Source organism: Arthrobacter agilis (genome assembly GCF_006494655.1).
Lineage (GTDB): Bacteria > Actinomycetota > Actinomycetes > Actinomycetales > Micrococcaceae > Arthrobacter_D > Arthrobacter_D agilis.
Window position 1 is genome coordinate 124,078 of sequence record NZ_VHIM01000002.1, and the last position, 25,447, is coordinate 149,524.

Sequence of the window (25,447 nt, forward strand, 5' to 3'; positions counted from 1 at the left end):
TTTCGATGCCCGTCCGGGCCTTCCGGGCGGGCATCGTGCTTTAACCTGTTGGAGGCCCACCTGAGCGGTCTCGAGTTCTTCACTTAGGATGATCAACGATGAGCAAGTTATTCGGCACCGATGGCGTGCGCGGTCTGGCCAACGGCCTGATTACCGCGGAACTCTCCCTGCAGCTGGCCCAGGCGGCCGCCGTGGTCCTCGGACACAACGCGGTCGACGGCGGGCGGCGGCCCACAGCGGTCATCGCCCGCGACCCACGGATCAGCGGTGAGTTCATCGCGGCCGCCGTCGAAGCCGGCCTCGCGAGTTCGGGCGTGGACGTCTACGACGCCGGCGTGCTGCCCACTCCCGCGGCCGCGTTCCTCGTCGCGGACCTCGACGCCGACTTCGGTGTGATGATCTCCGCCTCCCACAACCCCGCACCGGACAACGGCATCAAGTTCCTCGCCCGTGGCGGCAAGAAGCTGAGCGACGCCCTCGAGGATGCGATCGAGGCGGAGATGTCGAGCGACAGCCGCCGGCCCGTCGCCGGTGACGTCGGGCGTATCCAGCGGTTCGCGGACGCCGAGGATCGCTATATCGTGCACCTCCTGCAGACGCTCCCGCACCGCCTCGAGGGCCTGAAGGTGGTCCTCGATTGCGCGCATGGCGCGGCCAGCGGGTGCTCTCCCGAGGTCTTCCGGAACGCCGGCGCGGACATCGTGGTCATCGGGGCCGACCCCGACGGCGTGAACATCAACGACGGCTACGGCTCCACGCACCTGGAGAAGCTGCAGAGCGCTGTCCTCGAGCACGGCGCCGATCTGGGAATCGCCCATGACGGCGACGCCGACCGCTGCCTCGCCGTCGATCACGAGGGGACGGTCGTGGACGGCGACCAGATCATGGCCGTCATGGCGATGGCGATGAAGGACGCGGGGAAGCTCCGCGACGACACCCTCGTGGCGACCGTCATGAGCAACCTCGGGCTGAAGCTCGCACTCCGCGACGGCGGCATCACCATCAGGGAGACGGCGGTGGGGGACCGCTATGTCCTCGAGGGGATGCGCGACGGCGGCTACACCCTGGGCGGCGAACAGTCCGGCCACGTGATCTTCGCGGAGTACGCGACCACGGGCGACGGCGTGCTGACCGGGCTCCAGATCGCGGCCCGCATGGCAGGAACGGGCAAGAGCCTCAAGGAACTCGCCGCTGTCATGACGAAGCTCCCGCAGGTCCTCATCAACGTCAAGGATGTGGATCGTACGGCGGTGACGTCGGACGAGCGGGTCCAGGAGGCCGTCCGCGACGCCGAAGCCGTCCTCGGTGAGACCGGCCGCGTGCTGCTGCGCCCCTCGGGGACCGAGCCCGTGGTGCGCGTGATGGTCGAGGCCGCGGACATCGGCACGGCCCAGCGGATCGCGGAGGACCTCGCCGCGGTGGTGCAGGAGCACCTCTCGCTCGCACCCGTCGCGTAGCCGGCTCCTGCCAGTTCCCGCCCGGGTCGCTCAGCCCCGCACACACGTCGACACGAGCGCCCGGCAGGGCCGCGCGCAGGCGGTCGTCGCGCTGCGCGGCTCCAGGAGGCGCGCCACGGCGTCGTCGTACCGCGCCACCGCGATCTCCGCGATCACCGGAGTCGGCAGCAGGGGAGGGGCGACGACGTCGGCCCCCGCCTTCGCGAGCTGGTCGTGGAAGTACCCGGGCGCCAGGAGGTAGGACGCGAGCGCCACGCGCGGCCCCCCGTCCGAGCGGGAGGCGGCGACGGCGTCCGGCACCGACGGTGACGCCTTCGACCCGAACCCTGCCCGCACCTGCCCCGCCCTGAGCCCGGCGAGGACGGACAGCACCTCCCCGACGTCCTCCGCGGCGCAGGCGTCCGACGATCCGGCCGCTGCGACGACGACGGCGTCGTCCCCGGCCACCCCCGACGCGGTGAGCCGCTGCTGCAGGACGTGGGCCAGTCGCGGGTCCGGGCCGAGGGGCAGGGCCGAGACCGTGCCGGGCCTGCCGGCAGCCGCGCGGGCGATGTCCACCTTCACGTGGTAGCCGACCGAGAGCAGCAGGGGCACGATCACGGCCGGCCGGCCGTCGGGGAGCGCAGCGATCACATCCACCAGATCGGGCTCCTGCACGTCCACGTAGGCCTCGAGCACATCGAGATCGGGCCGCAGTGCGGCGATGTCCGCCCGGACGCCGTCGATCTCCCGGCGCCCCTGCGCGTTGTCGGTGCCGTGCGAGCACGCCACGAGAATCGGCGGGCCGTTCTGATCGAGCGTCATGGGAGCCATTCAAGCATCGGGCCCGGCATCAGGGGGTACCGCCGACCTCGACGATCCCGTCGGTGCACCGGACCGGGTAGACCCGCAGGCCCTCACCGCCGGAGAGACAGGTACCTGTCCCGAGGTCGTACACCTCCTTGTGGAGGGGCGAGGCGATGGTCGGCGCGGCGCCACTCGACCCCACGATGCCGCGGGCCATGACCGCGGCCCGCGTGCGCGGATCGATGTTCCCGACCGCGTGCAGCCGGTTCCCGGGCAGCCGGAACAGGGCGATCTGCTCGCCGCCCACCAGTGCAGCCTCCCCCCAGCACTCCTCGAGATCCTCGAGGAGGCAGACGGGACGCCAGCCGGCCCCGGCGGTGCCGAAACGCTGCAGGATGAGTTCGGTCATGGGGTGTCTCCTGTCGTGGCACGGGCCGGGCTGTCGGTCCCACGCTAGGCACCCCACGTGTCGCCCGCGTCCCGAGGCTGTTGCACCGGGGTAACAAGGGGCTCACCGACGCCGCGGGGTCCCGTGAACCCGAAGTTAACGTTGCGACACATCGGCGACACACAGGAGAAATTGCCCGTTCGTACTGTGGGAGCCATGAACGGGACACCAGGTCCGGACGGAAGGCACCCATGAGCGAGACGCGATCTTCACGGCCGGTAGCGGGCGGGACGGCAGGGACTGAGCGCCGCATCGTCGTCGTCGGCGGCGGCCCGGCAGCCCACCGCTTCGTCGAAGCGCTGTGGGGGCGTGGCCTGGACGGCCTGCACATCACCGTCCTGACCGAGGAGGCGCACGCCCCGTACGATCGCGTGGCACTCAGCACGGCCCTCACCGGCGACGTCGACCTCGCGCTCGGGGAACCCCTCATGTGGCGCGAACCGGCGATCCGCCTGGTCACCGGCGAGCAGGCGGTCCGGCTCGACGTCGCGGCACGCCGTGTCGTCGGCGCCTCGGGCGAGACGTACGCGTACGACGACGCGGTCCTCGCCACGGGATCCGACGCCGTCCGCCTGCCCCTGGCCAACGGTGAGCAGGCGGCGGTCTACCGCACCCTCGACGACGTGCACTGGCTGCGGACCGAGACCGCCCGGCTTGCCGCCGACCTCGGGCGCTCGCCACGCGCCGTCGTGATCGGCGGGGGACTCCTCGGCCTCGAGGCCGCAGGCGGGCTGCAGCACCTCGGCGCCGACGCCACGGTGGTCAACCGCGCCGCCTGGCTCATGAACGCGCAGCTCGACCAGGGAGCAGGCCAGGCCCTCGGGCGGCTCATCGCCGCGAAGGGCCTCGGCCTCCACTGCGGCGGCGCGCCCACCGCGATCGACACGGACGACGCCGGCCGTGTCACCGCGGTCCACCTCAGCGACGGCGCCGAGCTGCCCGCCGACCTCGTGGTCTTTGCCGTCGGCATCAGACCGCGTGACGAGCTGGCCCGCGACGCAGGGCTGGATGTGGCGCCCAGGGGCGGCGTGGTGATCAGCGCCTCGTGCGCGACGTCGACGGCCGGCATCTGGGCGATCGGCGAAGCGGCCAGCTACGGAGGGGTCAGCATGGGGCTCGTGGCGCCGGCCAACGCCATGGCCGAGGTCTGCGCCGACGGCATTCTCGGCGGGGTCTCGAGCTTCCCCGGCTTCGACACGGCGACCAAGCTCAAGCTCTCGGGCGTGGAGGTCGCGAGCTTCGGGGATGCGCTCGCCGAGTCCGAGGACAGCCTCGAGATCGTCTACGCCGACCCCGCGCGCGGGCTCTACCAGAAGCTCGTGGTCACCGACGACGCGAAGACCCTGCTCGGCGGGATCTTCGTCGGCGACGCCGCCCCCTACTCGGCACTCCGGCCGCTGCTGGGGCGCGAGCTCCCGGCCGAACCCGGCGCCTATCTCTCCTCCGCGGGCGGCGGCGAGGCGCCGCCGTCCGAGCTGCCCGACGACGTCGTGCTCTGCTCCTGCAACAACGTCACGGCAGGTGCCTGCCGCTCCGCCGTCCACGGGGTCGCCGAGGACGGGTCGGCGGTGGAGCCGGCCCTCGACATGCCGTCGCTCAAGGCCTGCTCCCGTGCAGGCACCCAGTGCGGATCCTGCGTCCCCATGCTGAAGAAGCTGCTCGACAGCGAACTCACCAAGGCGGGCCGAACCGTCTCGCGGGGCATCTGCGAACACTTCGGGATGTCGCGACCGGAACTGTTCGAGGCCATCCAGGCGCTCGACCTCGCTTCGTTCCAGGACATCATCGGGCGCTTCGGCGCCACGGACGAGGCGCGGGCGGGCCACGGCTGCGACATCTGCAAACCGGCCATCGGATCGATCCTCGCCACGCAGCGCGGGGAGTACGTGCTCGACGGCGGCCGCGGCACCCTGCAGGACACCAACGACCGGGCGCTCGCGAACATGCAGCGCAACGGCACCTACTCGGTGGTGCCGCGCATCCCCGGCGGGGAGATCACCCCGCAGAAACTCGCGGTCATCGCGCAGGTCGCCGAGCAGTTCGGGCTGTACGTGAAGCTGACCGGGGCCCTGCGCATCGATCTCTTCGGCGCGCGGCTCGAGCAGCTGCCCGAGATCTGGAAGATTCTCGTGGAGGCCGGGTTCGAGTCCGGGCAGGCCTACGGCAAGGCCCTGCGCAACGTGAAGTCATGTGTCGGCTCCACGTGGTGCCGGTTCGGGGTGCAGGACTCGGTAGCCATGGCGATCGACCTCGAGCTGCGGTACCGCGGGCTGCGCGCACCGCACAAGTTCAAGATGGGCGTCTCGGGATGCGCCCGGGAGTGTGCCGAGGCACGCAGCAAGGACGTCGGCGTGATCGCCACGGACCAGGGCTGGAATCTCTACGTGGGGGGCAACGGCGGATTCCAGCCCGCCCACGCCCAACTCCTCGCCCAGGACCTCGACGGCGACACCCTCATCCGGTACATCGACCGCTACCTCATGTACTACATCCGGACCGCCGACCGCATGCAACGGACGGCCCGGTGGATGGACGATCTCGACGGCGGTCTCGGGCACGTGCGCGAGGTCGTCATCGAGGACTCGCTCGGTATCGGGGACGAGCTCGAAGCCGCGATGGCCCGGCACGTGGAGCACTACGAGGACGAGTGGGCCGCGACGCTCAGGGACCCGGACCGCCTCCGCCGTTTCCGGTCCTTCGTCAACGCCCCCGACGCCGCGGACCAGTCGATCGTGCTCGTCGAGGAGCGGGGCCAGCGGCGCCCGGCCACCGAGGCGGAGATCGAGGCGCAGGCGCGCCGGACAACCCTCGGGGCGGCGATCCCCGTCCGCTCCGATGCAGGCTCTGCCCCGGGTACCCCCACACCGACGGAAGGCTGACCATGCAGCTCGAGATCGACCTGGCAGGGCAACGCGTCGTGATCGTCGGGGCCGCACGGGCCTCTCGGAGGGTCGTGGCGCGGTATCGGGCAGCAGGGGCCGATGTCGAATGCGTGGCGGCGGAATCGATCGACGCCGTGGACCTGGCGGCGACGCGCCTCGTGGTCCTCGTCGGGGGTGGGCATGACGGTATCGAGGCGGGCGAGACTCTCCAGGAACGCTGCCGGAGCGAGGGCGTCCTGTTCAGCCGCGAGGCAGGGGCCGTCGGACCGGGCCAGGTGACGCTGGTCGGCGGTGGCCCGGGCGCCCTCGGACTCCTGACGCTCGACGCCGCGGCAGCACTGCAGGACGCCGACGTCGTGCTGTACGACAGGCTGGCGCCCACCCGGGACCTCGCAGCCCTCGCCCCCGCAGCGGAGCTGGTCGACGTCGGCAAACTGCCGGGACACCATCGGGTCCCGCAGTCCGGCATCAACGACCTGCTCGTGCAGCACGCGCTCGCGGGACGGCACGTGGTCCGGCTGAAGGGCGGCGACCCCTTCGTGTTCGGGCGGGGCAGCGAGGAACTCGCCGCCTGCCTCGCGGAGGGGGTTCCCTGCCGGGTGGTCCCCGGGGTGAGTTCCGCGATCTCCGTACCGGCTGCCGCGGGCATCCCCGTCACGCATCGCGGCGTCAGCCATCTCTTCACGGTGGTCTCCGGGCATGCCCCGCTCACGGACGAGGAACACCTCCACCTCGCGGGGCTCGGCGGGACCATCGTGGTCCTCATGGGCGTCTCGACACTCCCGCACCTGGTCGCAGGCCTGGGACGCGCCGGGATGCGGCCGGACATGCCGGTCGCGGTCGTCGAGCGCGGCTACAGCGCGTCGCAGCGCACGACCGCAGGCACGCTCGCCACGATCGTGACCGCCGCCGGTGCAGCACGCTGCCAGTCGCCGGCGGTCCTGGTGATCGGCGAGGTGGTGCGCGTGGGCCTCGAGCTCCAGGGCGGCGCCATGCACCTCGCGCGCCTGACCGAATCGCTCGCGTCATGACCGAGACCCTCCGCCTGGACTCCGCGAACGGCCAGCTCGCCGGCTTCCGGATCGGTGTCACCTCGGACCGGCGCTCCGGCGACCTCATCGACGCGCTGGAGCGCAGGGGAGCCTCGGTGTTCCACGCGCCCGCGCTGAAGATCGCCCCCATCGCGGAGGACGTGGACCTGCTCTCCGACACCGCTGCGATGGTCGGGGCGCGGCCCGACCTCTTCGTCATCACCACGGCCTACGGGATGCGGCGGTGGTTCGAGGCCGCGGATGCCGCCGGCCTCGGGGACGACCTCCTCGAGATCATGGGCAGTGGCCGCATCTACGTGCGCGGCCCGAAGGCGCGGGGCGCGGTGAGAGCGGCCGGGCTCGACGACGTCGGCATCAGTTCCGACGAGACCACGGCGACGCTCGTGGACCAGCTGCTGCAGCAGGACCTGGCGGGCCTGACCATCGGCGTTCAGCTGCACGCCTACGCTGACGCCCACCAGCTGGAGCGGTTGCGCGCGGCGGGTGCCACCCTCCTGACCGTCACGCCCTACCGGTGGATCAAGCCCGAGGGGGCGGAGCGGCTGCCACGCCTCATCGACGCCGTCTGCGCCGGACAGCTCGACTGCGTGACGTTCACGAGCGCGCCCGCCGTCGACGCCCTGTTCAGCACGGCCGCGGAGCAGGGGCTCCAGGACGAACTGGTCCGGCGTTTCCAGCGCAGCGTGCTCGCCGCCGCCGTCGGCCCCGTGACCGCCCAGCCCCTGATCGATGCAGGGATCCGGCCGATCGTCCCCGACCGCTTCCGCATGGGCGCGCTGATCCGCCTGGTGTGCGATCACCTGGCCGAACACCACGTGGAGCAGCTGCGCACGCGTGCCGGGTACGTGGAGGTGCGCGGCCGGTCGGTGCGCGTCGACGAGGTGCAGGTGGACCTCGCGCCCGCGCAGCTGGTGCTGTTCAAGGCCCTGCTCTCCGCCCGCGGTGCCGTGCTGAGCCGCGACGCCCTGACCTCTCTGCTCGCGCACACGGGGGCGGGCCATGCCCTCGACATGAACGTGAACCGGTTGCGGAAATCCCTGCCGGATCCGCAGCTCGTCGAGACCGTCGTCAAGCGCGGGTACCGGTTGCACGTCTAGCCACCGATCCGGCCGGTACGGCGGGCCCTCCGTTCACGACGCCGCCGCCACGGCGTAGTGCTGCTCGATCAGCGCGCGGACCTCGTCGTGGCAGCCACCGCACCCGGTGCCGGCGCGCGTCGCCGCGGACACCTCCCGCACGCTCGCACACCCCGCATGGACGGCGTCCTCCACCGTCCCCCGGGTGATGCCGGCGCACCGGCAAAGGGTGGTGTCGGGTCCCGGTGGCACGGCCGGGGCCCCGCCGTCGACGCTGTCGAGGCGGAGGAGACTCGAGCGATCGGCCGGCAGCTCGTCGCCGCGCTCGAACAGCAGCACCAGTTCCGCGCCGGTCCGCGGCATTCCCACGCAGACCAGGCCGGTGAGGACGCCGTCGCGCGTCACCATCTTCGCGTAGCGCCCGTGACCCGGATCAGTCCAGACGGCCACAGCGAGACCCGGTTCCACCGACCACGGGTCCGCGTCGGTCTCACCTGCGGTGACGGCATCGACGCCGCGGGCCTTGAGGAGCAGGAGGGCCTCGCGCCGGTCAGGAGGGCAGGCGGCGGAGACGGGCTCGTTGGTCAGCTCGGCGGCGAAGGCCAGACCGAGCTGGTCCGCCTGCTGCCATCCCGGGCCGATCAGCCCCTGGGGCGCGGTGTTCCCGGCGCAGGCGTCACAGGAGGGCTCCCAGCAGCGCACCTCGGCGCAGTCGCCGATCGCCCAGATGTCGAGGGTGTCGAGCGCCCGGAGGTCGTGGTCCACGAGGATCCCCGCGGCGGTGTTCAGGTCGCAGGCGTCGGCGAGTTCGGTGCGCGGACGCACACCGCAGGCGAGGACCAGCGCTCCGCCCTCGATGGTCGTGCCGCCCTCGAGGGAGAGACCCGAGAAGCGACCCCGCGTCAGGGTGACGCCGGTGGAGACGCCTCCGACCACGGTGATGCCGGTGCGGGCGAGTGCGGCTCCGAGTACTCGGGCGCCGTCCCCGAGGATGCGTTCCAGAGGAGCGCGGCCGGTATGGACGAGGGTCACCCGCGCGCCCTCCTCGGCGGCGGCGAGGGCGGCCTCGATGCCGAGGATGCCGCCGCCCAGCACCACGATGTGCTGCTCCGCTGCCATCGCGGCGGAGAGGGCCCGAGCGTCCGCGAGGTCCCGGAGGAACGTGACGCCCGCGGGGAGGGAGCCGGCGCCGAGGCCCGTGAGACGGGGCAGCACGGGGCGCGATCCGGTGGCGAGGACGAGGCGGTCGTAGTCGACGGCCCGGCCGTCGTCGAGCAGGACGCGCCGGAACGGTCTGTCCACCCGCGCGACACGGGCCCCGAGCCTGACGTCGATGCCCCGAGCAGCCAGCGCTGCGGCGTCGGCCAGCCGGACGGCGGTGACGGGCGTGCGACCCACGGCGACGTCCGCGACCAGGACGCGGTTGTACGCCGGCTCGGGTTCCTGGCCAAGCACGGTCACCGCGGCCGAGCCTGCGGTGACGAGCGGTTCCAGATGCTCGAGCAGGCGGGCCGCGACGGGCCCGAACCCCACGATCACGATGCGCTCCGGCCCGGCGGCGGAAGAATCTCTCATGCGACGGCCACCCGCTCTTCCCCGACGGGCCGGTGCTCGCGGGCGGCGCTCGTCGTCACGCGCACCGGGGTGGTCTTGAACTCCGGCATGCCCGACACCGGGTCCGTGGAACCGCCCGTCAGGAGATTCGCGGTGCCCGCACCGGCGAAGTGGAAGGCGAGGAAGACGGTGTCCGGACGGATGTCGCCGCTGAGGTCCGCCGTGGCGCGCGCCTCTCCATGCGTGCTGGTGATGACGACGGCGTCGTCCTGGCGGATCCCCAGGGCCTGCGCGGTCGCGGGATGCACCTGCAGGCGGGGCCCCGGTCGGGCGGCGAGCAGTTCCGGCACGCGCCGCGTCTGCGCCCCCGACTGGTAGTGCTCGAGGAGGCGGCCCGTCGCCAGCAGCAGGGGTGCCGGGGTCCGGGACGCGGCAGCGTCGGCCCGGGGGGAGACCGGCACGAGGACGGCCCGGCCATCGGCGTGGGCGAAGGCATCGAGGAAGAGGCGCGGCGTGCCGGCGCTGCCGCTCGGGTACGGCCAGTAGGCGGGGGGCCCGCCGTCGAGCACCGCGTAATCGAGCCCCGAGTAGTCGGCGAGGCCGCCGGCGCTGGCGCGGGCGAGTTCGTCGAACATCGTCCCGGGGTCGTCGCTGAACAGGGAGGGGGCCTCGAGCAGGCGTGCGAGTTCCCGCATGACCCACAGCTCACTGCGCGCACCCGGGGGCGGGACGACGGCGGGCCGGCGCCGGAGGACGCGCCCCTCCAGGTTGGTCACCGTGCCCTCCTCCTCCGCCCACTGCAGGACGGGCAGGACGACGTCGGCGAGGGCCGCGGTCTCGGAGAGGAAGAAGTCGGAGACGACGAGGAGGTCGAGGGACCTGAGCCCGTCGATGACCGCCGAGGCGTCGGGTGCCGACACGGCGGGATTCGCGCCGTGGACGAAGAGGCAGCGGGTGCCCCCGGCCCTGCCCAGTGAGGCGAGAAGCTCGACGGCGGGGAGGCCCGGGCCGGGAATGAGGGACTCCGGGACGCCCCGGACCGCTGCGACATGGGCGCGTGCGGCAGGATCGGTGATCCTGCGGTAGCCGGGCAGCTGGTCCGCCTTCTGCCCGTGCTCACGGCCCCCCTGCCCGTTGCCCTGGCCCGTGAGGGTGCCGTACCCGCTCGCCGTCGTGCCGGGCAGGCCGAGGAGCAGGGCCAGATTGATCGCCGCCGTGGTGGTGTCGGTGCCGTCGGCGTGCTGCTCCACTCCGCGGCCGGTGAGGATGTACGCACCCGGTCCGCCCTCCGCCGCGCTCCGGGCACCCCGGGCGAGCAGCCGCGCCGTCGCCCGGATCGCCGTGGCCGGTACGCCGGTGATGCCCTGCACGCGCTCGGGCCACCAGCGTGCCAGCCCCCGGGCGACGTCGTCGTACCCGCGGGTGCGGGACGCCAGGAACGCCCGGTCCTCGAGGCCCTCGGCGACCACCACGTGCGCCAGCCCGAGCAGGAGCGCGAGGTCGGTGCCGGGGGTGGGCTGGAGGTGGATGCCCCTGCCCTGCTCGGTGATGCGGGCGGTCGCCGAACGCCGGGGGTCGACGACGATCAGCCCACCTGCCGCCTGCGCCGCCCGGAGGTGCTGGACGAACGGTGGCATGGTGTCCGCGGCGTTGGAGCCGAGCAGCAGGACCACGGACGCGTTCCCGAGATCGGCCAGCGGGAAGGGGAGGCCACGGTCCATCCCGAAGGCGCGGTTCCCGGCGGCTGCCGCCGACGACATGCAGAACCGGCCGTTGTAGTCGATGCGTGAGGTGCGCAGGGCCAGGCGCGCGAATTTGCCGAGGGTGTAGGCCTTCTCATTGGTGAGGCCGCCTCCGCCGAAGACCGCGACGGCGTCCTGACCGTGCTCGGACTGGATGCCCCGGACGCGATCGCTGATCAGTGGGAGTACCGCGCTCCACGTCGACTCGCGGAGGATCCCGTCGGGGTCGCGCAGCAGCGGCGCGGTCAGCCGGTCCGGGTGGCGGAGGAGTTCGGCGGCCGACCACCCCTTCCGGCAGAGCCCGCCGCGGTTCGTCGGGAAGTCACGGCCGGTGACCGTGGCGCCGCCGTCGTGCGGTGCGGTGACCTCGTGGAGCCGGCCCTCACCGTGGCCCTGGTCCTGGCCCGCGAGCGGTGTCACCGTCATGGCGCACTGGAGCGCGCAGTACGGGCAGTGCGTCGCGGTTCCCGCCTGCTGCCGCACGGCTCAGACCTTGCCGAGCGTCGAGGAGCGGCGGAGGTAGAAGAACCAGGTGACGGCGAGCATCAGGACATAGCCGGCCACGAAGCCGTAGAAGGCGCCGTCGTAGCTGCCGGACGCGCCCTTCGAGGCATTGAGCACCTGGGGGATCAGGAAGCCGCCGTAGGCGCCGACGGCGGAGATGAGGCCGAGGGCCGCGGCGGACATGCGGGCGGTGCTCACCGATTCGCGGAGATCGGCGGTCCCTGCGGCTGCACCCCGCCGGGCGAAGATGACGGGGATCATACGGTAGGTGGCGCCGTTGCCGGCACCGGCCGCCGCGAACAGGATCAGGAAGAGGCCGAGGAACAGCCAGAAGTTGGACAGCGGGAGCGTCCACACCACCGAGAGGGCGATGGCTGCCATGACCGCGAACGCGATCACGGTGATCATCGCCCCGCCGAAGCGATCGGCGAGGCGGCCGCCGAAGGGCCGGGCGAGGGAGCCGACGAGCGGGCCGAGGAAGGCGAGGGACAGCGTGGCCGGGCCCATGGCGAAGGTGGAGAACGCGGGGAACGAATCGACGATGAGCTTGGGGAACACACCGGCGAAGCCGATGAACGAGCCGAACGTACCGATGTAGAGGAGGGCCATGATCCACAGGTGCGGCTCGCGGACGGCGGCGAGGGAGCCGGCGAGGTCGCTCTTCGCGTTGGACAGGTTGTCCATGTACTTCCAGGCGCCGAAGGCGGCGACCAGGATCAGCGGCACCCAGATCCACCCGGCGAGTGGGAGGTTCAGGGTGGCTGCGGCGCCGAGAGCGACGGCGACGGGGACCACGAACTGGGCGACGGCGGCACCGAGGTTGCCGCCGGCGGCGTTCAGGCCGAGGGCCCACCCCTTCTCGCGGGCCGGGTAGAAGAACGTGATGTTCGCCATCGAACTGGCGAAGTTGCCACCGCCGAAGCCGGCGAGGGCCGCGACGGCCAGCAGGACGCCGAACGGGGTGTCCGGGTTCGAGACGCAGAGGGCGAGTCCCACGGACGGGATGAGCAGGAGCAGCGCCGAGATGATGGTCCAGTTGCGGCCGCCCAGCCTCGGCACCATGAAGGTGTAGGGGATGCGGAGTGTCGCGCCCACGAGGGACGGCATGGAGATCAGCCAGAAGATCTGCGACGTGCTGAACGTGAACCCTGCCGCGGGGAGATACACGACGACGATCGACCAGAGCTGCCAGACCACGAAACCGAGGAACTCGCAGGCGATGGACCACTGCAGGTTGCGCTTGGCGATGGTCCTGCCGACGCTCGTCCACTGCGTGGTGTCCTCGGCGTCCCAGTTGTCGATCCAGCGGCCGGGGCGGTGGACGAGGGGTCCGGCGCTCGCCGGCGGGGCGAGGGTGGGGGATGCTGCTTCGTCGATGCTCACGGAGTCCTCCAGGGATGGTGTTCCAGCGTTTCCCTGAGGTTAGTGAGGCCGCGTTTCCGGTCCTGGCGCGTTGCGTAAACGCTCGGTGACGTTCACCTATCAGGCGGGGACCCGCACCGTGAGAACTTTCGGCCCGTGCGTGGCGTGTTGCGCAGGGTCAGTAGGACGACGCAGGCGGGAGGCCGAAGTGCTCCTCGAGGGTGGCGGTGCCTGCGGCGTCCATGGCCAGCGAGACCTCCCGGCCCACGAAGCGGAAGTGCCAGGGCTCGGCGGAGAACCCCGTGACACCGTTGGCGCCCAGGGGGTACCGCAGGATGATCCCGTACTCCGCCGCGTGCTCGGCCGCCCACCGGGCCGCGGCGGTCTCGGCGAAGCAGGACACGAGGGTGCAGGCGCCGTCGGCCTGCCCGATGTCGAATGCCAGGCCTGTCTGGTGCTCCGAATAGCCCGGCCTCGCGGAGACGGTGTCTGCTCCCGCGGCGTCCCCGTACTGGTTCACCCAGTAGGCGTAGGTGGACTCCTGGTTCGAGAAGGACCGGTAGCCGCTCACGAGGACCAGCTGGACGCCGTCCTGTGCCGCGGCCGCGAACATGGCTTCCACGGCAGCCGCCGTGTCCTGGCGGAGCAGGGCGTTGTCGGTCGCGATGGCGACATCGGGCAGGCGCAGCCCTGCAGGAGCGAAATCCAGGGGCGCGAGCGGCCGCTGCTTGTTCACGACGACGTCGACGGCGCCCGGATCGCGGTGCCGGCCCGCAGAATTCGCGTCGGGAGGTGCGGGTGACGGACCTGCCGCAGCGCCGGCCGACGATGCCGTCGGGGGTGCCGTGGGGGAGGGCTCCCGCTGCTGGGGTGCGGGCAGCACTCCGGCAGGGGCCGGAAGATCAGCGGCCGGGGGTGCCGCCGACGGCGCGGGTGATGCCGGCGCCGTGTCCCCCGCCGGGGTCGCGCCGGCCGGGGTGTCGGGAGAGGAGCACGCTGCGAGCGAGGTCACCGTGAGGGACGCCAGCAGGAGAGCGGGAAGGAGCGACGGCGGGACGCGCACCTCAGGTCTTCCGGAGCAGCATGCGTCGGACGGAGTGGTCGGCGTCCTTGGTCAGGACCAGTTGCGCGCGGCCCCGGGTGGGCAGCACGTTGGCCAGCAGGTTCGGCTCGTTGATGCGCTCCCAGATCCCGGACGCCGTCTCCCGTGCCTCCTCGTCGCTGAGGTTCGCATAGCGGTGGAAATAGGATTCGGGATCCGCGAACGCGCTCGAGCGCAGGGACTGGAAACGGTGGATGTACCACTGCCTGATGTTCGCGGTCTTCGCGTCCACGTAGATGGAGAAGTCGAAGAAGTCGCTCAGCGCGAGTCCGGTGATGCCGTCGGGACGCGGCCGCGCCGGGGCGAGGACGTTCAGGCCCTCGACGATCAGCACGTCCGGCCGGCGCACGACGATCTCCCGCTCCGGGACGATGTCGTACGTGAGATGCGAGTACCAGGGTGCCGTCACCTCGGCGGCACCGCTCTTGACCTCGCTGACGAAGCGCAGCAGCCGGCGCCGGTCGTAGGACTCCGGGAAGCCCTTGCGCTGCATGAGGCCGCGCCGTTCCAGTTCGGCATTGGGGTAGAGGAAGCCGTCCGTGGTGATGAGCTCCACGTTGGGGGTGTCCGGCCAGCGCCGCAGGAGTTCCCGGAGCACCCTCGCCGTCGTGGACTTGCCCACCGCCACCGACCCGGCGACGCCGATCACGAAGGGGGTCCGTGTGGTGGTCTCGCCGAGGAACGTGTTGGTGGCCGTGTGCAGCCGGCCGGCCGCGGCGGTGTACAGGTTCAGCAGGCGGGAGAGCGGCAGGTAGACCTCCCGCACCTCGTCGAGGTTGAGCGCGTCGCCGAGCCCGCGCAGACGCTGCACGTCCTCCACGTTCAGGGGGCTCTCGATCTCGTGCGAGAGCCGCGACCACATCTGGCGGTCCAGCTCGACGAAGGGGGTGAAGGATTCGGCACTCGTGGCCTGCTGCGTGCCCGTGCTTCTCTCACTCACCCGACGATTCTGCCCGGTGGCCTGCGCATTAACCAACACGGCCCCCGGTAGGCTTGGGGGCATGTGTGGAATTGTGGGATATGTGGGCCGGGACCACGGCCAGGGAACGACGACGCTCGATGCGGTAGCCCCGGCGTTCGGTCAGGAACCAGTCGACGCGCAGCACGGCGCCCTCGACGTCGTCATGGAGGGGCTCCGGCGCCTCGAGTACCGCGGCTACGATTCCGCGGGTGTCGCGGTCATCACGCCGGCCGGGATCGAGTCCCGGAAGAAGGCCGGGAAGCTCACCAACCTGGTCGAGGAGCTGGCATCGGACCCCCTGCCGCGCTCGCTGACGGGGATCGGGCACACGCGCTGGGCGACCCACGGCGGACCGACCGACCAGAATGCGCACCCGCACCTGGCCGACGACGGCCGGCTGGCGCTCATCCACAACGGCATCATCGAGAACTACGCCGAGCTGAAGGCGGAACTCACGCGTGGGGGCTTGACCTTCCTCTCCGACACGGACACCGAGGTGGCCGCCGGGCTCGTCGGCTCCATCTACCGCGGTCTCGTCGAGAGCGGCGTCGACGGCGACCGCCTGACCATCGCGCTCCAGCAGGCCTGCCAGCGTCTCGAGGGCGCCTTCACGCTCCTTGCCATCCACGAGGACCAGCCCGGCGTCGTCGTGGCCGGCCGCCGCAACTCGCCCCTCGTCGTGGGACTGGGCGACGGCGAGAACTTCCTGGGCTCCGACGTCTCGGGGTTCATCGACTTCACCCGGCGTGCCGTCGAACTCGGACAGGACCAGATCGTCACGATCACGCCCGAGGACGTCACCATCACCGACTTCTTCGGAGCGCCCGCCGAGGGCACCGAGTTCCACGTCAGCTGGGACGCTGCTGCCGCGGAGAAGGGCGGATTCGCGTCCTTCATGGAGAAGGAGATCCACGACCAGCCGGACGCCGTGGGGCAGACCCTCCTGGGCCGCTCCGACGTCTCGGGCAACCTGGTCCTCGATGAGCTGCGCATCGACGAGTCGATCCTGCGCTCCGTCGACAAGATCGTGGTGCTCGCCTGCGGCACGTCCGCCTATGCAGGACAGGTGGCCAAGTACGCCATCGAGCACTGGTGCCGCATCCCGACCGAAGTGGAGCTCTCCCACGAGTTCCGGTACCGCGACCCGATCGTGAACGAGAAGACCCTCGTGGTCGCCATCTCGCAGTCCGGGGAGACCATGGACACGCTCATGGCCGTCCGGTACGCCCGCGAGCAGGGCGCCAAGGTCGTGGCCATCTGCAACACCAACGGCTCCACCATCCCGCGTGAATCCGACGCCGTCCTCTACACGCACGCCGGTCCGGAGATCGCCGTCGCGTCCACCAAGGCGTTCCTCGCGCAGATCACCGCCGCGTACCTGCTGGGCCTGTACCTGGCGCAGCTGCGCGGCAACAAGTACCGCGACGAGATCGCCGACGTCATGAAGGACCTCTCCGAGATCCCCGCGAAGATCCAGGCGATCCTCGACGACGCCGACAAGATCAAGCAGCTCGGCGCGGACATGGCGAACGCGAAGTCCGTGCTGTTCCTCGGCCGCCACGTCGGCTTCCCGGTCGCCATGGAGGGCGCGCTCAAGCTCAAGGAGCTCGCCTACATCCATGCCGAGGGCTTCGCCGCCGGGGAGCTCAAGCACGGTCCGATCGCGCTGATCGAACAGGGCCAGCCCGTCGTCGTCGTGATGCCCTCCTCGAGCGCGCGGGATTCCCTGCACGCCAAGGTGGTCTCGAACGTCCAGGAGATCAGGGCACGCGGAGCCGTGACGATCGTCATCGCGGAAGAGGGGGACACCTCGGTGGAGGCCTACTCGGAGCACGTCTTCTACGTCCCCGCCTCCCCGACGCTGCTGGCGCCGCTGCTCACCACCGTCCCGCTGCAGATCTTCGCCCTGGCCCTCGCCAGTGCCAAGGGCTACGACGTGGACCAGCCCCGCAACCTGGCGAAGTCGGTCACGGTTGAGTAGAGCCACCCGGCTGCCGCCACGGATGACCGTGGCGGCAGATCGCGGAGCGCCCTGATGATCGTCGGTATCGGCGTGGACGTGGTGGACATCGAGCGCTTCCGGAAGCAGCTCGAGCGCACCCCCGCCCTCGTGGAGCGGCTCTTCGTGCCGTCGGAACGCGGGCTCAACACGCGGTCGCTCGCTGCACGCTTCGCCGCCAAGGAGGCCATCGCCAAGGCGCTCGGCGCGCCGGTCGGCATGAACTGGCAGCACTGCACCATCGACGTCGACGCCGCCGGAGCGCCCTCCGTGGTGGTCGACGGCACCGTGGCCGAGGCCGCGCGCGCCCGCGGCGTCGAGACCTGGCACCTGTCGATCAGCCACGACGGGGGCCTTGCCACGGCAATGGTCGTCGCGGAAGGCCGGACCTCGTCCGCAACCGATTAGTAACCGTACTGATTACCGCCCGGCTTACCGCTAAGCTCGACCATATGCTTGTTGCTTTCTCCGGGGGAGACGTCCGCGCCGCGGAGGCTCCCCTCATCGAATCCGGGCAGGGTGACGCCCTGCTGCAGCGGGCGGCCCACGGGCTGTTCGGCGTCGTCCTCGGCCTGCTGCGGGAGGCAGGACTCACCGCCTACGGCGCCACCGTCGTCGTACTCGCCGGCAGCGGCAACAACGGTGCTGATGCGCTCTACGCCGGCGAGCGGCTCCTCCGCCGTGGTGCCGGAGCGACGGCCGTCCTCCTGTCCGACCACGTCCACGCCGCGTCGCTCGAGGCGTTCCGCCGGGCGGGCGGTACGAGTGTGACCCTCGCCGACGGCACCGACCCGGGCGAGCTCGCCCTCCACGCAGGCCACGCCGACGTCGTGATCGACGGGATCGTCGGCACGGGGGCCCAGGGAGGCCTCCGCGGCACCGCCCGCGCCTTCGTCGACGCCTTCAACACTGCCGCCGGAGCCCGCGCCACGCGGTCAGCCCTCGTGGTCGCCTGCGATCTCCCGAGCGGGATCGACGTCGAGACCGGACAGGTCGACGGGCCCGTCCTCGCGGCGGACGCCACCGTCACCTTCGGATCCGCGAAGCCCGGGCTCCTCCTCGGTGCGGGTGCACTGGCCTCCGGCGAGGTGAACGTCGTCGACATCGGCCTCGACCTGACTGCCTCCACGCCCGCCGTGCGGACACTTCTCCACGCCGACGTCGCCGCCCTGGTGCGGGCTCCCACAGCCCAGGACCAGAAGTACTCCCGCGGGGTGCTCGGGATCGCCGCCGGTTCCTCCCGGTACCCCGGAGCGGCGGCGCTGGCCGTCGGTGCCGCGCTCGCCACGGGACTCGGCATGGTGCGCTATCTCGGCCCCGACACCGTCGCGTCCCTCGTCCACCAGCGCAATCCCGAGGCCGTGGCGTCCAACGGCTCCGTCGCCGATGCGCGCTCGCAGGCGTGGGTGGTGGGGCCGGGGGCGGTGGACGACGACGACCAGCGCGGACGTGCCTCGGACGCCATCGGCTCAGGGCTCCCCGTCGTCGTCGATGCCGGTGCACTCCCCGAGGTGCCCGACCGCGTGGGGCCACAGGTGATCCTGACGCCGCACGCCGGCGAGCTGAGCCAGTTCCTCACAGCGCGCGGTGTCGACGTCGACCGGTCCGCCATCGAGGCCGAGCCCGCGCACTTCGCGCTCCGGGCCGCCGAGATGACCGGTGCCACCGTGCTGCTCAAGGGCTTCACCACCGTCGTCGCGGCACCCTCGGGCACGCTCTTCGCGCAGACCGACGCGAGCCCCTGGTTGTCCACCGCCGGGTCCGGCGACACGCTCTCGGGCATCCTCGGAGCACTCGCCGCGAGCCTGGCGGAGGACACCGGGGCGGCGCGCAGGATCGGTGTGGCCGACGAGGATATCTGGGCCGCCATCGCGGCAGCGGGCGCCGCCATCCACGGACGGGCAGGACGGCGCGCCGCACTCCGCGGGCCGATCCTGATCTCGGACCTGCCGACCGATATTCGTGCCGTCATGGCCGACCTCTACGAGGAGCGTCGCCTAGCCGCCGCGATGTAGGAGATGCTCGACGCCGTTAACCGCGTCGACAGATGAATGCGCTATGTATGGAGCACAGGGCCGGGGCACCAGGACCCCGCAGCCTGTGAGCAACACCGGGACGGCCCGAGGGGCGTCCCGGAACAGAACACCAAGGAGAACTGATGGAATTATGGCCCGGCGATGCGTATCCCCTGGGAGCGACCTACGACGGCACGGGGACGAACTTCGCGCTCTACAGCGAGGTCGCGGACCTCGTGGTGCTCTGCCTCTTCGATGAGGACGGCACGGAGACCTGTGTCGAGCTGAAGGAGGTCGACGGCTACGTGTGGCACGGCTACCTGCCGAACGTGACCCCCGGACAGAAGTACGGGTACCGGGTACACGGTCCCCACAACCCGGCCGAGGGGCAGCGCTGCAACCCCAACAAGCTCCTGCTGGACCCCTACGCGAAAGCCATCTCCGGCGACCTCGACTGGGACCAGGCGCTGTTCGGCTACAACTTCGGCGACCCGGACTCGGTCAACAACGAGGACTCCGCGGCGCACATGATGCTCGGCGTCGTCGTCAACCCGTTCTTCAACTGGGACGGGGACCGCATGCCGCGGACCCCCTACCACCAGTCGGTCATCTACGAGGCGCACGTCAAGGGCCTCACGCAGCTGCACCCGGACGTTCCTGAGGAGCAGCGCGGCACCTACGCCGGTATCGCCCACCCGTCCGTCATCGCGCACCTGCAGAAGCTCGGCGTGACGGCGATCGAGCTCATGCCCGTGCACCAGTTCGTCAACGACAGCACGCTGCAGGAGAAGGGCCTCTCCAACTACTGGGGCTACAACACGATCGGCTTCTTCGCGCCGCACAACAAGTACAACTCCTCGGGCGACCAGGGCGAGCAGGTCCAGGAGTTCAAGGCCATGGTGCGCGAACTGCACCTCGCCGGCATCGAGGTGATCCTCGACGTGGTGTACAACCACACGGCCGAGGGCAACCACATGGGCCCCACCATCTCGATGCGCGGAATCGACAATGCGTCCTACTACCGCCTGGTGGAGGACGACAAGCAGTACTACATGGACACCACGGGAACGGGTAACTCCCTCAACGTCGGTAACCCGCACTCCCTGCAGCTGCTCATGGACTCGCTGCGCTACTGGGTCACCGAGATGCATGTCGACGGTTTCCGCTTCGACCTCGCCTCGGCCCTGGCCCGCGAGTTCTACGAGGTCGATCGCCTCTCGGCGTTCTTCGAACTCGTGCAGCAGGATCCGATCGTCTCGCAGGTGAAGCTGATAGCCGAGCCGTGGGATGTGGGACCCGGCGGCTACCAGGTGGGCAACTTCCCGCCGCAGTGGACGGAGTGGAACGGCAAGTACCGGGACACGGTCCGGGACTTCTGGCGTGGGGAGCACTCCAGCATCGGCGAATTCGCCTCGCGCCTCACCGGTTCGGCGGATCTCTACGAGCACTCGATGCGCCGGCCCGTGGCGTCCATCAACTTCGTCACCGCGCACGATGGCTTCACCCTGCGGGACCTCGTCTCCTACAACGAGAAGCACAACGAGGCCAACGGCGAGGACAACAACGACGGCGAATCGCACAACCGCTCCTGGAACGGCGGGGCCGAGGGCCCCACGGATGATCCTGAGGTGCTGGCGATCCGCGTCCGGCAGCAGCGCAACTTCATCGCGACGCTCCTGCTCTCGCAGGGCGTCCCGATGCTGCTGCACGGCGACGAGCTCGGCCGCACGCAGGACGGCAACAACAACACCTACTGCCAGGACTCCGAACTGAGCTGGGTGCACTGGGACAAGATGGACCAGCCGCTCCTCGAATTCACCGCAGCGGTCAACCGACTCCGCTCGGAGCACCCCACCTTCCGGCGTCGCCGGTTCTTCGACGGACGTCCCGTACGTCGGGGCGAGGGCGAGGTCCTGCCGGACATCGTCTGGCTCGACACCGCCGGTGAGCTCATGGCTCCGGAGGACTGGAACAGCGGGTTCGGCCGGTCCATCGGGGTGTTCCTCAACGGCCAGGGCATCCAGGGACGCGACGCCCGCGGCCAGCGGATCGTCGACGCCAACTTCCTGCTGTACTTCAACGCGCACGACGAGGCCGTGGACTTCACCATCCCGTCCGACGAGTACGGCACGTCGTGGGACGAGGTGATCGACACCGCCGGCAAGTACGCCGACAGTGAGGCGATCCCCGCGGGCAAGACCATCTCGGTGGAGGGCAAGTCCATGGTCGTGCTCCGCGCACACACCGAGGTCGAGGACCTCGACCACTCGGTCGCGGCGTCGCTGGCCATCCTGGCCAACGAGGTCACTGCGAAGACCGGCACTCCCTAGCAGCACCTGCACCACCAGCACCACCGGGTGCACCCGGGCGATATCCAGCCGGGTGCACCCGCCCCGCTCGTTCCAAGCGCTCCACCGCCCGTCCAGGAGGACCCCCACCGTGCTGACACCGACATCGACCTACCGGCTGCAGATCCGGAGCGAGTTCGACCTGCAGCGGGCAGCGGCCCTGGTGCCCTACCTGCACGACCTGGGGGTGGACTGGGTCTACCTGTCGCCCATCCTGACGGCGGAGAAGGGATCGGGCCACGGCTACGACGTGACCGACCCCACCGCCGTCGATCCGGATCGCGGCGGGCCCGCCGGCCTCGCAGCCCTCAGCGAGGCCGCGCGGGCGGCAGGTATGGGTGTCCTCGTCGACATCGTGCCCAACCACATGGGGATCGAGACCCCCACCGACAACGCCTGGTGGTGGCAGCTCCTGAAGGAGGGCCGCACCTCGCGCATGGCGGAGGCGTTCGACGTCGACTGGGAGGCCAACGACGGCCGCATCCGCGTGCCGGTCCTCGGCGACGGCGCCGGCGAGCTCGACCAGCTCAGCGTCGTGGACGGCGAGCTGCACTACTACGACAACCGCTATCCGATCGCCGACGGCACCGCCCACCCGGGCGATACCGGCGCGGAGGTGCACGAGCGCCAGCACTACGAGCTCGTGAACTGGCGCCGGGCGGACAGCGAACTGAACTACCGGCGCTTCTTCGGCGTCAACAGCCTTGCGGGCCTCCGTGTGGAGGTGCCGTGGGTCTTCCAGGAGAGCCACAGCGAGGTGAAGCGATGGTTCGACGAGGGACTCGTGGACGGACTGCGCATCGACCACCCGGACGGCCTCGCCGACCCGAAGGGGTACCTCGACGACCTCCGGTCCCTGACCGGTGGCGCGTACGTCCTCGTGGAGAAGATCCTCGAACCGGGCGAGAAGCTGCCGACCGACTGGGCCACCGAGGGAACCACCGGGTACGACGCCCTGGCGGACATCGACCGGCTCTTCACGGACCCGGCCGGCGAGTACGCCCTCACGGCCACCGTGCCCGTGGACCCCTTCCACGAGATGATCCACGGCACCAAGCGCGGTATCGCCGATGGGATCCTCCGATCCGAGGTCCTGCGGCTCGCGCGGCTCGTCCCGACCGAGGCAGGGCTCGACGCCGGAGCGGCCGCCGACGCGATCGCCGAACTGCTCACCTGCTTCCCGGTCTACCGCAGCTACCTGCCCGGTGGTGCCGAGTACCTCGCCGACGCCGTCCGCGACGCCCAGGTCCGGCGGCCGGATCTCGAGGACACCATCGCCGCCCTGCACCCGCTGCTCAACCCGTTCCTCGAGGGCGACGGCGAGTGGACCGAACTCGCCCAGCGCTTCCAGCAGACCTCGGGCATGGTCATGGCGAAGGGCGTGGAGGACACCGCGTTCTACCGCTATTCGCGTCTGGTGTCGCTCAACGAGGTCGGGGCGGACCCCTCGATCTTCGCGATCGATCCGCTCGAACTGCACCGCCGGCTGCTCGAGCGCCAGACGGACGCCCCGCTCGCCATGACGACCCTCAGCACGCACGACACCAAGCGCAGCGAGGACACCCGGACGCGCATCTCGGTCATCTCCGAGGTCGCGGAGGAATGGGCCGGCGTCCTCGCCCAGCTCGAGGACCTGGCACCGATCAAGGACCCCACCTTCGCCCCGCTGCTCTGGCAGTCCCTCATCGGAGCGTGGCCGCTGACCCGAGAACGGGCACACGCCTACGCAGAGAAGGCCTCCCGCGAAGCGGATCTCAGCACACACTGGACAGCGCCCGACGAGGAGTTCGAACGTGGTCTGCATGCCGCCGTCGACGCCGCGTTCGACGACGCATCCGTCTCCGCCCTCCTGACTGCCTTCGTGGAACGGATCCGGCAGGCCGGCTGGTCCAACTCGATCGGGCTGAAGCTGCTCCAGCTGACCATGCCGGGCGTGCCGGACGTGTACCAGGGCACAGAGTTCTGGGACACCTCACTCGTGGACCCGGACAACCGTCGCGAGGTCGACTACGACGCGCGGCGGCAGGTGCTGACCGACCTCAACTTCGGTGCGCTGCCGCAGCTCGGGGAGGACGCCCACGCCAAGCTGCTCGTCGTCTCCCGTGCGCTCAAGCTGCGCAGGGACCGCCCCGAGCTGTACACGGGCTACACCGCCGTCGTGCCCTCGGGCGAGGCCGCCGACCACGTGTTCGGGTTCGACAGGGGCGGGGCGATCACCATCATCACGCGACTGCCCCACGGACTGTCCCAGCGTGGGGGATGGGGCGAGACCACGGTGGAGCTTCCGGCCGGGCGCTTCACCTGCGCGCTCACCGGGGCATCGGTCTCCGGCGGGACCGTGCGCGCGGCAGACCTCTTCTCCACCTTCCCCGCAGCCCTACTGGTCCAGGAGGACGCAGCATGAACACCTTCGACGTCTGGGCGCCGCGCGCCACGACCCTCACCCTCGTCGTCGAGGGTGAGCAGTTTCCCATGACACAGGGCGACGGCGGCTGGTGGCAGCCCGCCGGGACGCCGGCGTCGGCCGACGACGTCTCCTACGGTTACCTCGTAGACGACTCCGAGACGCCCGTCCCGGATCCCCGCTCCCGGAGGCAGCCCGAGGGTGTGCACGAGCTCTCGCGCACCTTCGACCCGACGGCGCACGCGTGGCAGGATTCGGCCTGGCAGTCGCCCGGGATGAACGGCGGTGTCATCTACGAGATGCACCTCGGGACGTTCACGCCCGAGGGAACGCTCGACGCCGCCATCGGGAAGCTGGACCACCTCGTGGACCTCGGCGTCCAGTACGTGGAACTGTTACCGGTCAACGCCTTCAACGGGACCCACAACTGGGGCTATGACGGCGTGCTCTGGTATGCCGTCCAGGAGACCTACGGGGGGCCGGCGGCCTACCAGCGTTTCGTGGACGCCGCGCACCAGCGCGGCCTCGGCGTCATCCAGGACGTGGTGTACAACCACCTCGGGCCCAGCGGCAACTACCTCGGACTCTTCGGCCCCTACCTGACCGAGGGGATGTCCAACACCTGGGGCGATTCGCTGAACCTCGACGGGCCGCAGTCGGACGAGGTGCGGGACTACGTGGTGGAGAACCTCCTGATGTGGTTCACGGACTACCACGTGGACGGCCTGCGGCTCGATGCCGTGCACGCCCTGCACGACGAGCGGGCCGTGCACATCCTCGAGGAATTCGGCCGCCGCACGGATGCGTGCGCCGAGGAGCTCGGCAAGCCGCTGTTCCTCATCGCCGAATCCGACCTCAACAACCCGCGCCTCATCCAGCCTCGCGAGGTCGGAGGCTACGGGCTCGCCGGTCAGTGGAGCGACGACTTCCACCACGCGGTCCACGTCAACCTCACCCGCGAGACCGAGGGGTACTACCTCGACTTCGACTCCGTGGGAGCACTGGCCAAGGTCCTGGAGAAGGGGTTCTACCACAACGGGTCCTACTCGTCCTTCCGCGAGCGGCACCACGGTCGCGAGATCGATCCGGCACTCGTCTCGCCCCTGCAACTCGTGGTCTGCACACAGAACCATGATCAGATCGGCAACCGCGCGGCGGGGGACCGGCTCAGCGCCACACTGAACCCGGCGCAACTCGCCCAGGCGGCCGTCCTGAACATCCTCGGCCCGTTCACGCCCATGCTGTTCATGGGCGAGGAGTACGGAGCGTCGACGCCCTGGCCGTTCTTCACCTCCCACCCGGAGCCGGAGTTGGGCAAAGCCACGGCGGAGGGGCGGCTCAAGGAGTTCGAGCGCATGGGGTGGCGTCCGGAGGACGTGCCGAACCCGCAGGACCCCGCCACCTTCGCCTCCGCGAAGCTGGACTGGGAGGAGGCGCAGCAGGGCCATCACGCGGAACTGCTGACCACCTACCGCGATCTCATCCGTCTCCGGCGGGACCGGCCGGAGCTGCGCGACGCCGACTTCGCCGGTATCTCCGTGGACTTCGACGAGGACGGCCGCTGGATCGTGCTGCACCGTGGCAGGACAGCGGTACTTCTGAATCTCGGTGAGCGGCAGGTCACCGTCCCCGTGCGCGGCGCGGACGCGGAGGTCCTCCTGTCCACGGTCGACGGCGTGGGGCTGCTCGCGGAGTCCGTCCAGCTGCCCGCGCACGCGTCGCTCGTCCTGGGTCTGGCGCCCCGCTAGTTCAAGA

At 70.8% G+C, this 25,447-nt stretch carries 17 protein-coding genes; 10 read left to right on the forward strand and 7 right to left on the reverse strand.

The annotated features are described in order from the left end of the window. The first annotated feature begins 98 nt into the window (after positions 1-98). Positions 99-1,457, forward strand: a complete 1,359-nt coding sequence (glmM, locus tag FJV46_RS03440) for a phosphoglucosamine mutase (RefSeq protein WP_087029990.1) — start codon at positions 99-101, stop codon at positions 1,455-1,457. Positions 1,458-1,487: 30 nt separating this feature from the next. On the opposite strand, the gene FJV46_RS03445 is transcribed toward glmM, so the two are convergent. Both FJV46_RS03445 and nirD read right to left on the reverse strand, forming a co-directional pair. Next, positions 1,488-2,270, reverse strand: a complete 783-nt coding sequence (locus FJV46_RS03445; protein ID WP_370684693.1) for a sirohydrochlorin chelatase — start codon at positions 2,268-2,270, stop codon at positions 1,488-1,490. A 19-nt stretch (positions 2,271-2,289) separates the two neighbouring features. After that, positions 2,290-2,652 carry a nitrite reductase small subunit NirD gene (nirD, locus tag FJV46_RS03450; protein WP_087029984.1) on the reverse strand — a complete coding sequence of 121 codons (363 nt, stop codon included), beginning with the start codon at positions 2,650-2,652 and terminating at the stop codon, positions 2,290-2,292. Between the two features lie 230 nt (positions 2,653-2,882). Between nirD and nirB the strand changes: the two genes are divergently transcribed. From nirB to FJV46_RS03465, 3 genes are read left to right on the forward strand one after another with little or no spacing between them, the layout of a single operon-like run. Continuing rightward, a complete protein-coding gene (gene nirB / locus FJV46_RS03455) occupies positions 2,883-5,570 on the forward strand; it encodes a nitrite reductase large subunit NirB (RefSeq protein ID WP_087029981.1) in 2,688 nt (895 codons plus the stop codon). A 2-nt stretch (positions 5,571-5,572) separates the two neighbouring features. Continuing rightward, positions 5,573-6,604 (forward strand): uroporphyrinogen-III C-methyltransferase, encoded by a 1,032-nt coding sequence (gene cobA, locus FJV46_RS03460; protein ID WP_087029978.1) that lies wholly within the window; start codon positions 5,573-5,575, stop codon positions 6,602-6,604. Then, a complete protein-coding gene (locus FJV46_RS03465) occupies positions 6,601-7,722 on the forward strand; it encodes a uroporphyrinogen-III synthase (protein ID WP_087029974.1) in 1,122 nt (373 codons plus the stop codon). The genes cobA and FJV46_RS03465 overlap by 4 nt, the downstream gene beginning before the upstream one ends. A gap of 33 nt (positions 7,723-7,755) precedes the next feature. On the opposite strand, the gene FJV46_RS03470 is transcribed toward FJV46_RS03465, so the two are convergent. From FJV46_RS03470 to coaA, 5 genes are all read right to left on the reverse strand, one after another. Continuing rightward, the gene (locus FJV46_RS03470) at positions 7,756-9,276 is read right to left on the reverse strand and encodes an FAD-dependent oxidoreductase (protein WP_087029971.1); all 1,521 of its coding nucleotides are present in this window, start codon (positions 9,274-9,276) and stop codon (positions 7,756-7,758) included. Then, positions 9,273-11,480: a molybdopterin oxidoreductase family protein gene (locus FJV46_RS03475; RefSeq protein WP_256940822.1), complete on the reverse strand. Its 2,208-nt coding sequence runs from the start codon at positions 11,478-11,480 to the stop codon at positions 9,273-9,275. Before FJV46_RS03475 ends, FJV46_RS03470 begins: the two co-directional genes overlap by 4 nt. Positions 11,481-11,483: 3 nt before the next feature. Further along, positions 11,484-12,884 carry an MFS transporter gene (locus tag FJV46_RS03480; RefSeq protein ID WP_087029968.1) on the reverse strand — a complete coding sequence of 467 codons (1,401 nt, stop codon included), beginning with the start codon at positions 12,882-12,884 and terminating at the stop codon, positions 11,484-11,486. A gap of 157 nt (positions 12,885-13,041) precedes the next feature. Next, positions 13,042-13,926, reverse strand: a complete 885-nt coding sequence (locus FJV46_RS03485) for a M15 family metallopeptidase (protein WP_170212721.1) — start codon at positions 13,924-13,926, stop codon at positions 13,042-13,044. Between the two features lies 1 nt (position 13,927). Beyond that, positions 13,928-14,905, reverse strand: coding sequence for a type I pantothenate kinase (gene coaA, locus FJV46_RS03490; protein WP_256940821.1), 978 nt, complete (start codon positions 14,903-14,905; stop codon positions 13,928-13,930). A 61-nt stretch (positions 14,906-14,966) separates the two neighbouring features. Here coaA and glmS point away from each other — a divergent pair, with 61 nt between their 5' ends. From glmS to treZ, 6 genes are all read left to right on the forward strand, one after another. Continuing rightward, on the forward strand, positions 14,967-16,907 hold the full coding sequence (gene glmS, locus FJV46_RS03495) for a glutamine--fructose-6-phosphate transaminase (isomerizing) (protein ID WP_087029963.1): 1,941 nt from the start codon (positions 14,967-14,969) through the stop codon (positions 16,905-16,907). 54 nt (positions 16,908-16,961) lie between these two features. Continuing rightward, positions 16,962-17,333 (forward strand): holo-ACP synthase, encoded by a 372-nt coding sequence (locus tag FJV46_RS03500; RefSeq protein ID WP_087029960.1) that lies wholly within the window; start codon positions 16,962-16,964, stop codon positions 17,331-17,333. A 44-nt stretch (positions 17,334-17,377) separates the two neighbouring features. Continuing rightward, positions 17,378-18,940 carry an NAD(P)H-hydrate epimerase gene (locus FJV46_RS03505; RefSeq protein ID WP_087029957.1) on the forward strand — a complete coding sequence of 521 codons (1,563 nt, stop codon included), beginning with the start codon at positions 17,378-17,380 and terminating at the stop codon, positions 18,938-18,940. 143 nt (positions 18,941-19,083) lie between these two features. After that, positions 19,084-21,270: a glycogen debranching protein GlgX gene (gene glgX, locus FJV46_RS03510; RefSeq protein WP_087029954.1), complete on the forward strand. Its 2,187-nt coding sequence runs from the start codon at positions 19,084-19,086 to the stop codon at positions 21,268-21,270. Between the two features lie 109 nt (positions 21,271-21,379). Then, complete coding sequence (gene treY, locus FJV46_RS03515; RefSeq protein WP_087029951.1) at positions 21,380-23,692, forward strand: malto-oligosyltrehalose synthase; 2,313 nt, start codon at positions 21,380-21,382, stop codon at positions 23,690-23,692. After that, positions 23,689-25,440, forward strand: coding sequence for a malto-oligosyltrehalose trehalohydrolase (gene treZ, locus FJV46_RS03520; protein ID WP_087029949.1), 1,752 nt, complete (start codon positions 23,689-23,691; stop codon positions 25,438-25,440). The genes treY and treZ overlap by 4 nt, the downstream gene beginning before the upstream one ends. The last annotated feature ends 7 nt before the right edge of the window (positions 25,441-25,447 follow it).

Bases quoted from the DNA above. Each gene is read 5' to 3' on its own strand.
- FJV46_RS03500 (WP_087029960.1), top strand. From the start codon at position 16,962: ATGATCGTCGGTATCGGCGTGGACGTGGTGGACATCGAGCGCTTCCGG.
- FJV46_RS03465 (WP_087029974.1), top strand. From the start codon at position 6,601: ATGACCGAGACCCTCCGCCTGGACTCCGCGAACGGCCAGCTCGCCGGC.
- nirD (WP_087029984.1), bottom strand. From the start codon at position 2,652: ATGACCGAACTCATCCTGCAGCGTTTCGGCACCGCCGGGGCCGGCTGG.
- glmM (WP_087029990.1), top strand. From the start codon at position 99: ATGAGCAAGTTATTCGGCACCGATGGCGTGCGCGGTCTGGCCAACGGC.
- cobA (WP_087029978.1), top strand. From the start codon at position 5,573: ATGCAGCTCGAGATCGACCTGGCAGGGCAACGCGTCGTGATCGTCGGG.
- glmS (WP_087029963.1), top strand. From the start codon at position 14,967: ATGTGTGGAATTGTGGGATATGTGGGCCGGGACCACGGCCAGGGAACG.
- glgX (WP_087029954.1), top strand. From the start codon at position 19,084: ATGGAATTATGGCCCGGCGATGCGTATCCCCTGGGAGCGACCTACGAC.
- nirB (WP_087029981.1), top strand. From the start codon at position 2,883: ATGAGCGAGACGCGATCTTCACGGCCGGTAGCGGGCGGGACGGCAGGG.
- FJV46_RS03470 (WP_087029971.1), bottom strand. From the start codon at position 9,276: ATGAGAGATTCTTCCGCCGCCGGGCCGGAGCGCATCGTGATCGTGGGG.
- FJV46_RS03445 (WP_370684693.1), bottom strand. From the start codon at position 2,270: ATGGCTCCCATGACGCTCGATCAGAACGGCCCGCCGATTCTCGTGGCG.
- treZ (WP_087029949.1), top strand. From the start codon at position 23,689: ATGAACACCTTCGACGTCTGGGCGCCGCGCGCCACGACCCTCACCCTC.
- FJV46_RS03505 (WP_087029957.1), top strand. From the start codon at position 17,378: ATGCTTGTTGCTTTCTCCGGGGGAGACGTCCGCGCCGCGGAGGCTCCC.